This is a genomic window from Methylomonas stagni (assembly GCF_050154735.1).
Classification (GTDB): domain Bacteria; phylum Pseudomonadota; class Gammaproteobacteria; order Methylococcales; family Methylomonadaceae; genus Methylomonas; species Methylomonas koyamae_A.
The window spans coordinates 879,618-892,315 of sequence record NZ_CP189557.1; the positions used below are offsets into that span (position 1 = coordinate 879,618).

The window sequence follows — 12,698 nt, forward strand, 5'->3', positions numbered from 1 at the left end:
GTTACAGTCGTATACGCCGGTGTCCAACGCCGAAACCGCCGTCAAACCCTGCTTCGGCATTGTCTGGCAACCGTTCAACGAGTTGAGCGTCTACGGCAATTACGTCGAGAACTTCGGTTTGAGCCAAGGCCACAATGCCAATCAGCAACCCTTGCCGGCCTTGACCGCGCAACAATATGAAGCCGGCATCAAAACCGAATGGTTCGACGGCAAACTGACCGGATCGTTGGCCTGGTTCGAGATTACCAAGCAAAACCTGCCGATACCGGATACCAGTCCGCTGGGCTTGTTGAACGGCGCGATGGTGGCAATCGGCGAAGTCCGCAGTCGCGGCGTGGAAATGGATGTGGCCGACGAGATATTGCCGGGTTGGCGGGTGATCGGCAATTACGCTTGCGTCGATGCCCGAGTCATCAACGACAGCGACAACTCGGGCGGTACCGGCAACGTAGGCCACCGCTTACCCAACGTGCCGCGCAACGCCGCCTCGCTATGGAATACCTACGAATTGCAGGACACGGTTCTGCGCGGCTTGAAATTCGGCGCGGGCGTGGTGATGCGGGATCAGCGCGAAGGCGATCTTAACAACGGTATTCAATTGCCGGGTTACGCGACCGTGGATTTGATGGCCAGCTACGGCTTCGAAGTCGGAAAAACCAAACTCACCACCCAAATCAATGCTTACAACATATTGGACAAGGGCTATTACGAAAGTACCAACGGCGCGTTATCGCTGGTGCCTATTGGTTACGGCATCATGCCAGGCGCGCCGACGACGGTGATGGGCATGGTCAAGGTGGAGTTTTAAACCACCACCCCGCCGGTCTGATACGTTTGTGTTTGGCGCAAGGAGCAAGCTATATAGTGTCGAAGTCGCTCTTTTATTCAGATTTAAGCAACGCCGTCATGCCCGCCGGGATGCGGGCATCCAGTGCCATGGATGGCAAGCTTCGATCCGTCAGTGGAGTCTGGATTTCGACAATCCCTGCCGAAATGACGAGCACTACCGAGAATCTGACAAGCTAGAATTAACCACTACCGGTTTCTCCTCTAGGCGCAAAGCAGTTCTTTCCCATAGAATACGCGTGGTAATTTAACCGAAGGGGCGATGGCCCTCCGTAACGCGTGCCGGGAGGCGGGATGAACGAAGACGATTGCTTGGGTTTTTTCGCCGCGCAGAGCGAGGCGTTTGCCGATACATTGGCGGCGCGGCGCGGCCGCCGGATTTGATCGACGGCCTATTGTCCCAGGCCTTCAGTAGCTTTGACGGTAATGTCGCCGAAGAAACCGAAGGCCATCCGCCCATCGCTTGCGACAAGGGCTGCGCCACCTGTTGCACGTTGCGGGTCACCGCGACCGCGCCGGAGGTGTTGTTGATCGCACGCTATATTCGCTGGACCGCGAGCCAGAACAGCGAATTAGGTCTGGCCGATCTACTCGCCAAGGCCGATCGTCAAACCGCCGGCTTGAATGAAGCGGAGCGAGTTAAGTTGCGGCGGGCTTGCCCGTTCATTCGGCGCGGTGCTTGTGCGATTTATCAAGTGCGGCCATTGGCCTGTCGCGGACACGCTTCCTACGACCGGCAAGCTTGCGTCGATGCATTTGCCGGTCGCGCCGATCGGGTGCCGATTTCCGAGCCGCACCGCACTTTCCGCGGTTTGATTCAGAACGCGATGCAATCGGCGTTGCGCGATGCCGGTTACGCCTGGGAGTTATACGAGTTGAACCGCGCGGTGATGATGGCGCTGGGTGATGCGGATAGCCAAGCGGCGTGGCTGGTGGGTGAAGACGTATTTTTTCCGGCCGCGACTGGCGACGTGGGGCGCGAGGAAATGGCGCGCACTTTCGATACGCTGAAGTTGCTGGCCTGAGTCTGGCCTGTTGGGCGCTAGTTACGATCGCTCGGCGCCGGCCGATGCCGGCGGCAGCGGATTCAAAGCGGCGTGGGAGTTGGCGACGATACCTTTTGCATTTCAGATTGAGGCGCATCCGCTCCGTCAACCTCGGGATGCGGGAAAAGACTCTGAAACTTGAAGTGCGATGACGACAGTACGGTGTTACTTACGAATACAACGAGATGCCCCAATGAATGCCCGTGATGAATCCTTAACTGAAGCGCACATCGCCGATTTGGTGCGGCGCTTTTACGGAAAGGCCGCCGCCGACCCGGAACTGCAGGCGATATTCGACGCCGCCATCGACGACTGGGACGCGCACCATCGCATCGTCGAAAACTTTTGGTCGCATGCCTTGTTGCAGACCGATCGTTACCACGGTACGCCTTACCCGGTGCATGCCCGTTTACGCTTGAAGCTGGAACACTTCGATCGCTGGCTGGCGCTGTTCAGGGAAACCGCTGTCGAAGCGTTGCCGGCTGAAGCGGCCGGCCGGGCCATCGCCAAAGCGGAACAGATGGCGGAAGGTTTTAAACACGGCATGTTTTTCGATTACAACCCAGTCAAGTCGTGCTAGCCTGGGTTCTTCGCCCAGAATCACCCCTTTCCACCCTTTAAAACCGATCAGCGGAGACCGCTTTAGGTCTCCGTGTATAAAACCTTTGCAATACAGTGCTTAAGTTTTCTATAATCGGCGGCTTTTTAGGGCATTTTGTCCTATCCCTTGCTTCATCGCCATCCACGGCGGGAGGCTGTTTAAACCGTAAGGAGAAATCATGCGTCATTACGAAATTGTCTTCTTAGTCCATCCTGATCAAAGTGCTCAGGTGCCGGCTATGGTAGAGCGTTACAAATCCACCGTCGAAGAGGCGGGCGGAAAAGTCCACCGTCTGGAAGATTGGGGCCGTAGACATTTGGCCTACCCGATCAAAAAAATCCACAAAGCCCATTACGTGCTGATGAATATCGAATGCGGCCAAGCCACGCTCGAAGAACTGGAAGCCGGTTTCCGTTTTAACGATGCCATCCTGCGCAGCCAGACCCTGGCGCAAAAAGAAGCCGTGACCGCGCCTTCCGCGATTGCCACCAGCGGCGGCGACGGCCAAAAATCCGGCGGCCGCGGCAAGGACGAAGTCGAGGAAGAGCAGGAAGAGCCAGAGGCACCCGCTGTGGAAGAAACCGAAGCGGCAGCGACCGATTCCGAATAATTTATCGAGAGTAAACACATGGCACGTAACAATATCAGACGTAAAAAGGGTTGCCGTTTCAGCGGCGAAGACGCAATCGTCATCGATTACAAAGATCTCGATCTGCTCAGCGAATACATTACCGAGACCGGCAAGATTATCCCAAGCCGCATCACCGGTACCAGCGCGAAATATCAACGGCAACTGACCTCGGCGATCAAACAGGCTCGCTTCCTGGCGTTGCTGCCGTTCTGCGACGCGCATAAATAATTGACGCCGGGGAGGGCGGCGTGCGGTTTTTAGCGACTTTCATCATGAAAGGACGGATGTCGGCAATGACGGTGGCATCCACAGCCGCGTTGCTATCGCTGCCTTTTCCTCCGGCAAGTATTGTAAGTTCGGCCTCGGTGGCTTTGGTCACGTTGCGGCGAGGCGCCAGCGAAGGTTTGTACGTACTGATTTGCGCCTGTCTGGCAGCCGGCTTATTGAGCTTGGTGTTGCTGGGCGGTTACCAATTCGCACTGTTGTACGGCTTAGTGTTGTGGCTGCCGGTCTGGCTGATTGCCATTGTGCTGCGGGAAGGCCGGTTACTCAGCGTGGCGGTCGAAACGGCGGTGGGTCTGGGTATTTTGGCGGTAATTGCCGTGTATTTGTTTTTGAGCGAGCCCGCCGGTTTATGGCGCGGCGTGCTCGAATTGCTGATACAACCCATGTTGGCCGCCAAACCGGATATTCCGGCGGTTAATGTAAAAGAGGCGGCGGATAAGTTTGCGCATTATATGACAGGCGTCATCGCGGCCGGCAGTATTTACGGTCTGTTGCTGGGCTTGTTTTTGGCGCGCTGGTGGCAAGCCTTGTTGTATAACCCCGGCGGCTTTCGTAGCGAGTTCATCGCTCTTGCCGGACACCGGCCGCTGGCTTTCGCAACCTTGGCCCTGCTGGGTTTCGCCTCGGTCACGTCCGGGCTTGCCTCCGAGCTAAGCTGGAACGTATTGCTGGTGTTGTTCGCGTTGTACACGACGATAGGCACGGCCTTGCTGCATGCGGTGTTCGCCGCCGGTAACTGGGCGCGTTTCATGGTGCCGCTGTTATATATCACGCTGGTTGCCGTTCCGCATGTCATGGCGTTAATCGCGCTTTGCGGCGTCGTCGATCCTTGGCTGGACTTACGTAATAAATTCAAATCCAACGGGGCCTCGAGCTCCTAATTTTCGACCGATGGTCGATACGAGGTAATTAAGATGGAAGTCATTCTTCTGGAAAAAACCGCCAACTTGGGCAACCTGGGCGACAAAGTCAGCATCAAGGCCGGCTATGGCAGAAATTACTTGATTCCGCAAGGCAAGGCCGTATTGGCCACGCCGGCGAAAATCAAGGAATTCGAAGAACGCCGCGCCGAACTGGAAAAACAAGCCGCCGACAAGTTGGCCGCTGCTACCGCTCGTGGCGAAGCCTTGAGCAAATTGAGCATTGTCATCGCTCACAAAACCGGCGACGAAGGCCGTCTGTTCGGTTCCGTCGGCACCCACAACATTGCAGACGCGGTGACCGCAGCCGGCGTTAAAGTCGAGAAACACGAAGTTCGTTTGCCGAACGGCGTGATTCGCAACATCGGCGAGTACGGCATCGCATTCAACCTGCATGCCGACGTGGTCGTGACCTTGCCGATCAAAGTCGTCGCCGAGTAATCCGATATGATCGTCGTAACCGGGGGTGCCGGCTTCATCGGCAGCAATCTGGTGCTGGGGCTGAACGCTCGCGGTTACGACGATATTCTGGTGGTCGATCATTTGACCAACGGGGTCAAATATAAAAATCTGGTCGAGTGCCGGATCGCCGACTACCTGGATAGAACTACTTTTCTGGAACGTCTCCAACAAGGCGCGTTCCGGGCCGAAGCGATAGAGGCGATTTTCCATCAGGGAGCTTGTTCGGCGACGACCGAATGGGACGGCCGCTACATGATGGACAATAACTACGAATACACGAAGACGCTGTTTCATTATTGCCAGAGCCATAAAATCCCGTTCATTTATGCGTCCAGCGCCGCGACCTATGGCGCCGATCCGACGTTCAAGGAAGAATTGGCCTACGAAGGTCCGCTGAACGTCTACGGTTATTCCAAGTTTCAATTCGACCAATACCTGCGCCGGCAAACACAGTTGACCGCCCAGGTCGTCGGGTTGCGTTATTTCAACGTCTACGGCCCGCGCGAAGCCCATAAAGGCAGCATGGCCAGCGTTGCGTTTCATCTGAACAACCAAATCAAACAAGCCGACGCGATCAAGCTATTCGAAGGTTGCGACGGTTACGGTAACGGCGAGCAACGCCGCGACTTCGTCTACGTCGGCGACGTGGTCGACGTCAATCTGTGGTTCCTCGATCATCTGGCGGTTTCCGGTATATTCAATTGCGGTACCGGCCGCAGCCAGACCTTCAACGATGTCGCCAACGCCGTCATCGCCTATCACGGTCGCGGTCGTATCGAATACATTCCCTTCCCCGAGCACCTAAAAGGTTGCTATCAGAGCTTTACCGAAGCCAATCTCGATAAATTGCGCGCCAGCGGTTGCGACCTGCGGTTTAAAACCGTCGAAGAAGGCGTGCGTTTATATATGCAATGGCTGAACAGCTAAGATAAAAACGCTGCAACAACCTCTGCGAAAACCCCATACACCCCTTCGTAACAGGACGCCGCAACTGGTTGTTCTGCGACACGGTGGCCGGTGCTCAGGCCAGCACCAATCTCTATTCGCTCATCGAAACCTGCAAAGCCAACCGCATCGATCCCTACAGCTATTTGGTGGAATTGTTCCGTCTGTTGCCGCAGGCCAAAACCGTCGAAGACTTCGACGCCCTGCTACCTTGCAACAGGGCAAGTGTTCGCTGCCAGCTTATTCGATTTCGCTTCCAATTCGGTGGCGTTGAGTCGTAAGGCGCCACCTTCTCCGGCGGCGTTGGTAAGGTAATTCCGATTGTCCCAAATGTGCATGCCGGGTCATGCTGTCGGCTAGCGCTTGCGTCGCGATAGGTTTAATTCGCCCCACGCCGTTTGCGCGGGATCGTGTTAACCTGAGATTTTATCCAAACCTAACGGTATGCCACGCATTATCCTGATTCGCCATGGTCGGCCAGCCGTGGCGTTGACCGGCAGGGCCAGGGCTCGCGAGTTGGCCGGCATTGCTCGCGCCTACCAAAACGCCGACATCGTCGATACGCCGCCGCCGGCAACATTGGCGATCGCGGCCGGCGCGAAGCGGGTAGTTTGCAGCGATTTGCCGCGCGCCCGGCAGTCGGCGCGGGCCTTGGGATTCGACGATCGGCAAGCGGCGGAGGCGGTGTTTCGCGAAGCGGCGTTGCCGCATTTCAGTAGCGGTGCTTTAACGCTGCCGATTTCGGTTTGGTTGACCTTGTTGCGTTTGGCATGGTTGGCGGGATATGCCCGAAACGGCGAATCCTATCGCAACGCCAGACGCCGCGCGCGGATCGCGGCCCAGCGCTTGATCGGCCTGGCCGCAGAATTTGAGCCGGTGGTCTTGGTGGGGCACGGTGTTATCAACTACTTGATCGCGCGGGAATTAAGGGCCCAGGGCTGGAGCGGTCCCGCGAAACCGGACCATGACTTTTGGGCATTCGCGGTATATCAGCGGTCCGGCACCGGTTCGGTCGGCGATTAAGCGGCGTCGGCCAGTTCCGGTATCAGGCGGCGCAGCCGAAAGTAGGTCGCCAGATAGGTCAGCCAGGCCAGTAACGCGAACAGCGCGCACACCCCAAAAACTGCCGCATAATCGGCGCCGCCGGCCAACAGCGATGCGGCTATATTGGGGCCGAAGATTTGGCCTAAGCCTTGCGCGGCGGGAATCAGCGACGAATAGCGGCCGGAGTGATCGGCGTTGGCGATAAAGCCCATTTGATACACGTCGATGAATATCCACAGCCAATTGAACGCCAACAGGCTCAGTGTCACGCTCGCGGTATTCATCCCCAAGCCGAGCAAGCCGACCGCCGCCGCCATTATCATCAACGCGGCCAATAGCGGCTTGGCCAAGCCGAAGCGGTTGCTGATCCGGGTCGCCAGCAAGCAACCCAAAATCCCGGCCAGCGAACCCCACACCAGCAAGCGGCTGATCCAATCCGGCGCGACGCCGGCCGAGTGGGCCGCGAGTTCGATATAGGTCCAATAGCCGCCGATGTTGGTATAAGTCAGCAAGATCGCCAGCAGGCACAGCCAAACCAGGTAGGCCGGCACGCGGCGATGTTCGACGCGGTGGCCTTCGCCATTCTCGACATCGACGGCCACGTCCAACTGGCGGTCCGCGGCGTGGGCGGGCATCCAGTTCAACCCCGCCAGACCGAGGGCGTAGGCCGCGATGAAACCGGCGTAAATGCCGTTCATCGACAAGTGCGGCAATACCTGTAATTCCAGCGCCTGGGAAAACGCGAACGCGAACAGCATGCGGTTATAGGCCTGGGCCGGCCGCGCGGTGGCGCCCAGATTGGCCACCGCCACCGACGTGTACAGACCGCTGCCCAAGCCGGCCAGCAGTCGAAGAAGCAGCGTGATCGGGTATTGCTGATACCGCATGCACAAGGCATTGGCGACGATCACGGTCAGCGCGCCCAGCCATACCAGGCGCCGCCGGTTGCCCTTGGCAATCAAGGCCGCGCCCAGCGCCGCGCCGGCGGCCAAGCCGCCCAAATCGGCGCTGGACAGCCGGCCGACCTGTTCTTCGGAAAACCCCAGCAAGGCCACGCGCGCGGCACTGATCGCCGGCAAGGCCACCAACACACCGTAGCCGACCAGCGTCATGTACAGGGAAATCGCGATGGATCGCCCATCGTCGAAGGGCGAGCGGAAATGATGGAGACGACTGGCGGCGGCGGTCACGGGGCTTGGCGAAGCAGACAACAAAACCGCGATTTTACAGGCATCCGGATGCAGGGTGGGCCGGCTTCCGGCAATGTGCCGCAACCCCGCGCCGCCAAGGCCTTCGATTGCCGGTTCGGCCGGCGATTGGTTGAGCCTTGCGTGGATCGTTGACCTCGCCGAAGCGGAAGCCTTTGTGGATGTCGCGCCGCCGGTCTTTCCGATCGATCGACAACGGCGACGGCGCGGCGTCCACCGCAAAATTCATCACGCATCGCCGGTACGGATCGGGCGGCCACCGCGAAACCGGAGCGGACCTGGGTCAAAAACGCCTGGGCTGCGGCGGTCTCCGCGCTCGGATCGACCGCGACCGCTCGCAACAGATCGCAGCGTGGACGGCTTAGCCGATCCAGCGATGCCGCGTTAGCGCTCCGTTGAATTTTGCGCCGCCGATGTCGTTGATACCCGGCGTCGAGATTTTTTGCCCGGCGTCGACCCGGCGATACTCGACGCCGAGTGTTTTTTGTTCGTCGCCGAGCTGGAGATACCCGCTTAGTGCAGAATCAATCCGGTTGCTTCCGCTCATCGGCAGCCGGCGATAACGGACCCACGCGACAGTTTGGCTTCGCGTGTAGGCTAGAGCTAAGGCAAAGACGGTTTCCTCAGCGACGTCTAAGGCGCTCACTGAGTTGAGGTTAGGGCGTTCCCTGAGCGGAGTCGAAGGGAACGAAGGGTTTGGTTTCATTGCGCTTGCCTTATAAATGGTCGGGCCGACCGCGTAGTTCAAGCACCTGCACCTATTTGACCGGGCCCAGGCGAACGGCCGATTAACGGTCCCGAGACCGAAGCTATCCTAAATTTACCGGCTGAATCTAACGTTGGCTCAGCGCGCGGCGCGCCCGGCGTTTTTGCCGCCAGCGGATGAAACCGGTGACGTACAGTATCGCCGGCACCGAGCCGCAGGCCATCACCAACAGTTGGCCGGCCAAGCCCAAGGCCTGGCCGCTGTGCAGGCCGAATTGCCAGGCGTGAAAGCGGTCGCCGGCGCTGAAGTTGGCCGGGTCGCGGCGGTACAGCAAGGCGCCGGAATATTGATCGATGGTCAGGCGATGGCCGGCCAGCGTCGGCGTCACTTCGTCGCCGCCGAACAACTCGACGACGTAGACGCCGTCCGGCATGGTCGGCAAGGCAAGCGATGCCGGTTTGCCGCCGGGAAAATAGCGCCGCGCCGCCGCGACGGCGGCATCCACCGACAGCGCGGGGCCGGCGCCGGGCGTCGAGTGCAAGTCGTCCGGCGCCGTCGTCAGCGGCGAAAAGCGATCGACGATGGCCCGGCTTTGCGCCGTAAAGTTCATGTAGGCGCCGGTGAACAACAACGCGGCGAACCCGACGAACCCATAGCTCCCCGCCAATTTATGCAGATCGAACACCCGCCGTTGGCGGCTGGCGCCGGCCTTGGCCGTCAACGCCGCGCGCCATTTGCCGGGGTTCGGCCACCACAACGCGATACCGCTCAGGACCGAAACCAAACCGATCAAGCCGATGCCGCCCACCAGGGTTTGGCCGGTTTCGCCCAGCCAAAACGAGTCGTGAAATCGGTAAATCACGGTCATGATCGGTCCGTGCCAACTGCAACAGGCGGCGAAGTCGCCCCACAAACGCTGACCGACCACGGTGGCGGTGTAGGGATCGACGAACATCTCGTAGCTGTCGGGCGATGTTGGCAAGCGGTAACTGAAGCGGAAGGCTCGATCGGCTTGTTCGGGAAAAACCAGCCAGTCCAGCGGCGCGGCATCGGCCGGAAGGCGGGCTTGCGCCGCCGCGACGATTTCGGCCAAGGGCCGTGCCACCGCATCGGGCGGAACCGCTACCCGCGTCAGCTCACGATTCAACCAGGCATCCAGCGGCCAACCGAACACGATCAGGCTGCCGCTCAGGCCGATCAGCGCTAGCGGCAGGCCCAGGACCAGGCCCAGATAACGATGCAGCCTCAGCCACAGGCCGCGCAGGCGCCGGCGGCTCATTTAGTACTCGATGCGTAACGAGCCCATGAAGGTGCGCGGCATGCCGTAGTGGATGACCTGACCGCCGTTGCTGCCGGAGTAATAGGTTTTATCCAGCAGGTTGTCCACGTTCAACTGCAGGCTGGCTCGGCTGCCGCCGAGCTTGAGTTTATAGCCGGCCATCAGGTTGAAGACAGCGTAGCCGGGTAGGGTGTAGCTGTTGTCGAAGTCGCCCTTGCGGTTGCCGATTGCGGTCGCGCCGCCGCCCAGCGTCAGACCGTTCAGCTCGCCGGACTGGAACTCGTAGGTGGTCCACAAGCTGCCGTTGTGGCGGGCGACGTTGGGGTTGCGCTTGCCGGTTTTGCCGGGCGTCACGTTGCCGGTGCCGTCGTCGGCATAATCCTTGGTGACTTCGACGAAGGGGGTGTAGGCGTAGGCGCCGATGATCTGCCAGCCGGGCAGGATCTTGCCGGCCAAATCGACTTCCAGGCCGCGGCTTGCTACTTCGCCGATGGCCACCGAGCGGTTGGGATGCAGCGGATCGACGGTCGGCATGTTTTGCTTGGTCAAGTCGAAGTAGGCCAGCGTGCCGGTGAAGCGTTCGTCCCACAGCTCGGTCTTGACGCCGACTTCCCATTGCCGCGCGGTTTGCGGCCGGAGCGGCTTGTTATCCTGATCGAAGGCGTTGGTCGCGCCGAAGTTTTCGGTGTAGCTGCCGTAGACCGACAATTGCGGAATCGGCCGCCATAACAGACCGCCGCGCGGGCTGACCCGGTCGTCGACATAGCTGCTGAACGGCGCGAAATTGTCGGTGGTGGTGGCGTTGTCGTAACGCAAACCACCCAGCGCGTGCAGGTTGAAGGGCAGTTTGATCTGGTCTTGCAGATAAACGCCGTACCACTCGGTCAGGCTACCGTATTGGCCGACGTCGCCGCCGGCCAGCGACGGCCGGTTGGCCAAATGGCTGGGGTTGTAAACGTTGATCGGCAAGTCGCCGATGTAGTCGGCGTAATCGGCCATTTCGTCCTGCTGGTAATAATCGCCGCCGAGCAACAGCGTGTGCTTGGCGCCCCAGGTGTCGAACTTGCCGGTCAGGTCGACGTTGGTGAAATAAGTGTTCATCGTGTCGGTTTGCTGACCGTAATAGCGGCTGTCCACGCCGTCGCCAATCCAGCCGTTGCGGCCCACATACACTTCGTCCTCGGTGACCAGCTGCGTGTTGAAGCGTTGCTTGATGTTCCAGGCGTCGTTGAAGTCGTGCGACCAATTCAGCCCCACCAAAATCTGTTCGTTATTACGCTTGGCCCAGGATTCGCCGAGATTGCGTTCGCGCGGCAGTAGAATCGGCTTGCCGTTCAGCGGCGGAATGCCGATGTCAACCGGCGAGCGGATGTTGGCGTATTCCAGTTCCAGGCCAACTCGGGTGCGCGGGCTGATTTCCCAGACCAGGACCGGCGCGATGAAGATGTTTTCGTTCTTGTTGAATTCCTTGAACGAGTGGGCGTCTTCGTAGGACAGGTTCACCCGGTAGCGCAGCGATTTGTCGGCCGTTAACGGACCGGTCGCGTCGATCGCGGTGCGGTAAAAATCGTAAGAGCCGAATTGCTGTTGCAACGAATAATACGGATCGGCCAACGGTTGCTTGGTAACGATGTTGATGACGCCGCCGGGGTCGGCGCGGCCGTACAGAATAGAGCCGGGGCCTTTTAACACTTCCACTCGCTCCACGTTGGCCATTTCCTGGGTGAAAACAACCCCATCCGCAGGCCGTCGCGGTAGGTGTAAAAACTTTGAAAGCCGCGCACGTTAAAGCTTTCCACGGTCAAGTTGCCGGCCGGCTCGCGGGTCACGCCGCTGACGTTTTGCAGAACCCGCTCTAAACGCACGCCTTGCTGATCCTCGATGACCTGTTGCGGAATCACCTTGACCGAAAACGGGGTTTCGATCAGCGCGGTATCGGTTTTGGTGGCGGTCGCGGCGGTAGGGCGGGTGTAGTCCGGATTGTAGGGGTTGGTGCTGTCGTAAAAGGCATTCGCGGTGACGGTCACCGCGCCCAGTGTCGAAGCGCCGTCGTTGCCGGCCGGCTTGAGGGTGACGGTACCGTCGGCGCCGATATGGAATGTCAGGCCGCTACCGGTCAGTAGGCGGCGCACGGCTTCCGTCAGCGTGAAATCGCCTTGCAGCGCCGGGCTGGTCTTGCCGGCGGCCGATTGTTCGGCATACAGCATCGCCGCGCCGGACTGGGCCGATAGCTGTTGCAAGGCCGAGACCAGGCTTTGCGCCGGAATGTTAAATCGGTGGATGCCTTCCTCGGCGTAGGCTTGCGCGGACATCAGCGCAATGCCGGCCGCCAGGCGTTTGATTGTCGGTGTCATATTCCTGTTCTCCATGTTTGGGGGTTACACAGGCATAGACGCAGCGGATTGAAAATCCCGCCAGCCAAGACGATTTGGGCCGCTTCGAGCTGGTTCGGAAGACTTGGGGGCATGTTCCCAGGCCGCGCCGCAACCCTTGTTGATTTGGCATCCCGTCCAGCCTTCCAGCCAACTCGCGAACACCGAAAACCGATATGGCCCGCATCTTGAATACTTTTTAAGCCAAGTCGCGATAAGATGGCCGGCTTGCTTGGTCCGCGTCGGCCGGCCGGCGGGATCGGCGGCTGTCGTCGCGTCGTTGCCGGGTCCGAATTCGGGCAGGCAGGCGATCGGCGCGCCCGCCGAGATTGTGTGGAATCCGACAAAGTCGA

The 12,698-nt window shown here is 59.4% G+C and carries 15 protein-coding genes and 1 pseudogene; 10 read left to right on the top strand and 6 right to left on the bottom strand.

What is annotated here, in order from left to right:
- Positions 1-19 precede the first annotated feature (19 nt).
- From ACP4CD_RS04150 to ACP4CD_RS04195, 10 genes and pseudogenes are all read left to right on the top strand, one after another.
- On the top strand, positions 20-808 hold the full coding sequence (locus ACP4CD_RS04150) for a TonB-dependent siderophore receptor (protein WP_426993693.1): 789 nt from the start codon (positions 20-22) through the stop codon (positions 806-808).
- Between the two features lie 418 nt (positions 809-1,226).
- Positions 1,227-1,871, top strand: coding sequence for a YkgJ family cysteine cluster protein (locus tag ACP4CD_RS04155; protein ID WP_426993694.1), 645 nt, complete (start codon positions 1,227-1,229; stop codon positions 1,869-1,871).
- A 214-nt stretch (positions 1,872-2,085) separates the two neighbouring features.
- The gene (locus tag ACP4CD_RS04160; protein WP_426993695.1) at positions 2,086-2,472 is read left to right on the top strand and encodes a group III truncated hemoglobin; all 387 of its coding nucleotides are present in this window, start codon (positions 2,086-2,088) and stop codon (positions 2,470-2,472) included.
- 199 nt (positions 2,473-2,671) lie between these two features.
- Entirely contained in the window at positions 2,672-3,103 is a 432-nt protein-coding gene (gene rpsF / locus ACP4CD_RS04165; protein WP_064029780.1) for a 30S ribosomal protein S6, read from the top strand.
- Positions 3,104-3,121: 18 nt separating this feature from the next.
- Positions 3,122-3,352, top strand: coding sequence for a 30S ribosomal protein S18 (rpsR, locus tag ACP4CD_RS04170; protein WP_013818223.1), 231 nt, complete (start codon positions 3,122-3,124; stop codon positions 3,350-3,352).
- Between the two features lie 20 nt (positions 3,353-3,372).
- Positions 3,373-4,290: a hypothetical protein gene (locus ACP4CD_RS04175; protein WP_064029778.1), complete on the top strand. Its 918-nt coding sequence runs from the start codon at positions 3,373-3,375 to the stop codon at positions 4,288-4,290.
- 33 nt (positions 4,291-4,323) lie between these two features.
- Positions 4,324-4,770 (top strand): 50S ribosomal protein L9, encoded by a 447-nt coding sequence (gene rplI / locus ACP4CD_RS04180; RefSeq protein ID WP_064029775.1) that lies wholly within the window; start codon positions 4,324-4,326, stop codon positions 4,768-4,770.
- Between the two features lie 6 nt (positions 4,771-4,776).
- A complete protein-coding gene (rfaD, locus tag ACP4CD_RS04185; RefSeq protein ID WP_426993696.1) occupies positions 4,777-5,718 on the top strand; it encodes an ADP-glyceromanno-heptose 6-epimerase in 942 nt (313 codons plus the stop codon).
- 14 nt (positions 5,719-5,732) lie between these two features.
- A pseudogene (locus ACP4CD_RS04190) lies at positions 5,733-6,017 on the top strand (transposase domain-containing protein); the annotation flags it as partial.
- A gap of 163 nt (positions 6,018-6,180) precedes the next feature.
- On the top strand, positions 6,181-6,759 hold the full coding sequence (locus tag ACP4CD_RS04195; protein ID WP_426993697.1) for a histidine phosphatase family protein: 579 nt from the start codon (positions 6,181-6,183) through the stop codon (positions 6,757-6,759).
- On the opposite strand, the gene ACP4CD_RS04200 is transcribed toward ACP4CD_RS04195, so the two are convergent.
- From ACP4CD_RS04200 to ACP4CD_RS04225, 6 genes are all read right to left on the bottom strand, one after another.
- Positions 6,756-7,970: an MFS transporter gene (locus ACP4CD_RS04200; protein ID WP_426993698.1), complete on the bottom strand. Its 1,215-nt coding sequence runs from the start codon at positions 7,968-7,970 to the stop codon at positions 6,756-6,758. The genes ACP4CD_RS04195 and ACP4CD_RS04200 overlap by 4 nt on opposite strands.
- A gap of 34 nt (positions 7,971-8,004) precedes the next feature.
- Positions 8,005-8,217, bottom strand: a complete 213-nt coding sequence (locus tag ACP4CD_RS04205) for a hypothetical protein (RefSeq protein ID WP_064029764.1) — start codon at positions 8,215-8,217, stop codon at positions 8,005-8,007.
- 132 nt (positions 8,218-8,349) lie between these two features.
- Positions 8,350-8,736, bottom strand: a complete 387-nt coding sequence (locus ACP4CD_RS04210) for a hypothetical protein (RefSeq protein WP_426993699.1) — start codon at positions 8,734-8,736, stop codon at positions 8,350-8,352.
- 85 nt (positions 8,737-8,821) lie between these two features.
- A complete protein-coding gene (locus ACP4CD_RS04215; protein WP_426993700.1) occupies positions 8,822-9,973 on the bottom strand; it encodes a PepSY-associated TM helix domain-containing protein in 1,152 nt (383 codons plus the stop codon).
- On the bottom strand, positions 9,974-11,689 hold the full coding sequence (locus tag ACP4CD_RS04220) for a TonB-dependent siderophore receptor (protein WP_426993701.1): 1,716 nt from the start codon (positions 11,687-11,689) through the stop codon (positions 9,974-9,976).
- Positions 11,659-12,327 carry a secretin and TonB N-terminal domain-containing protein gene (locus ACP4CD_RS04225; protein WP_426993702.1) on the bottom strand — a complete coding sequence of 223 codons (669 nt, stop codon included), beginning with the start codon at positions 12,325-12,327 and terminating at the stop codon, positions 11,659-11,661. Before ACP4CD_RS04225 ends, ACP4CD_RS04220 begins: the two co-directional genes overlap by 31 nt.
- Between the last annotated feature and the right edge of the window lie 371 nt (positions 12,328-12,698).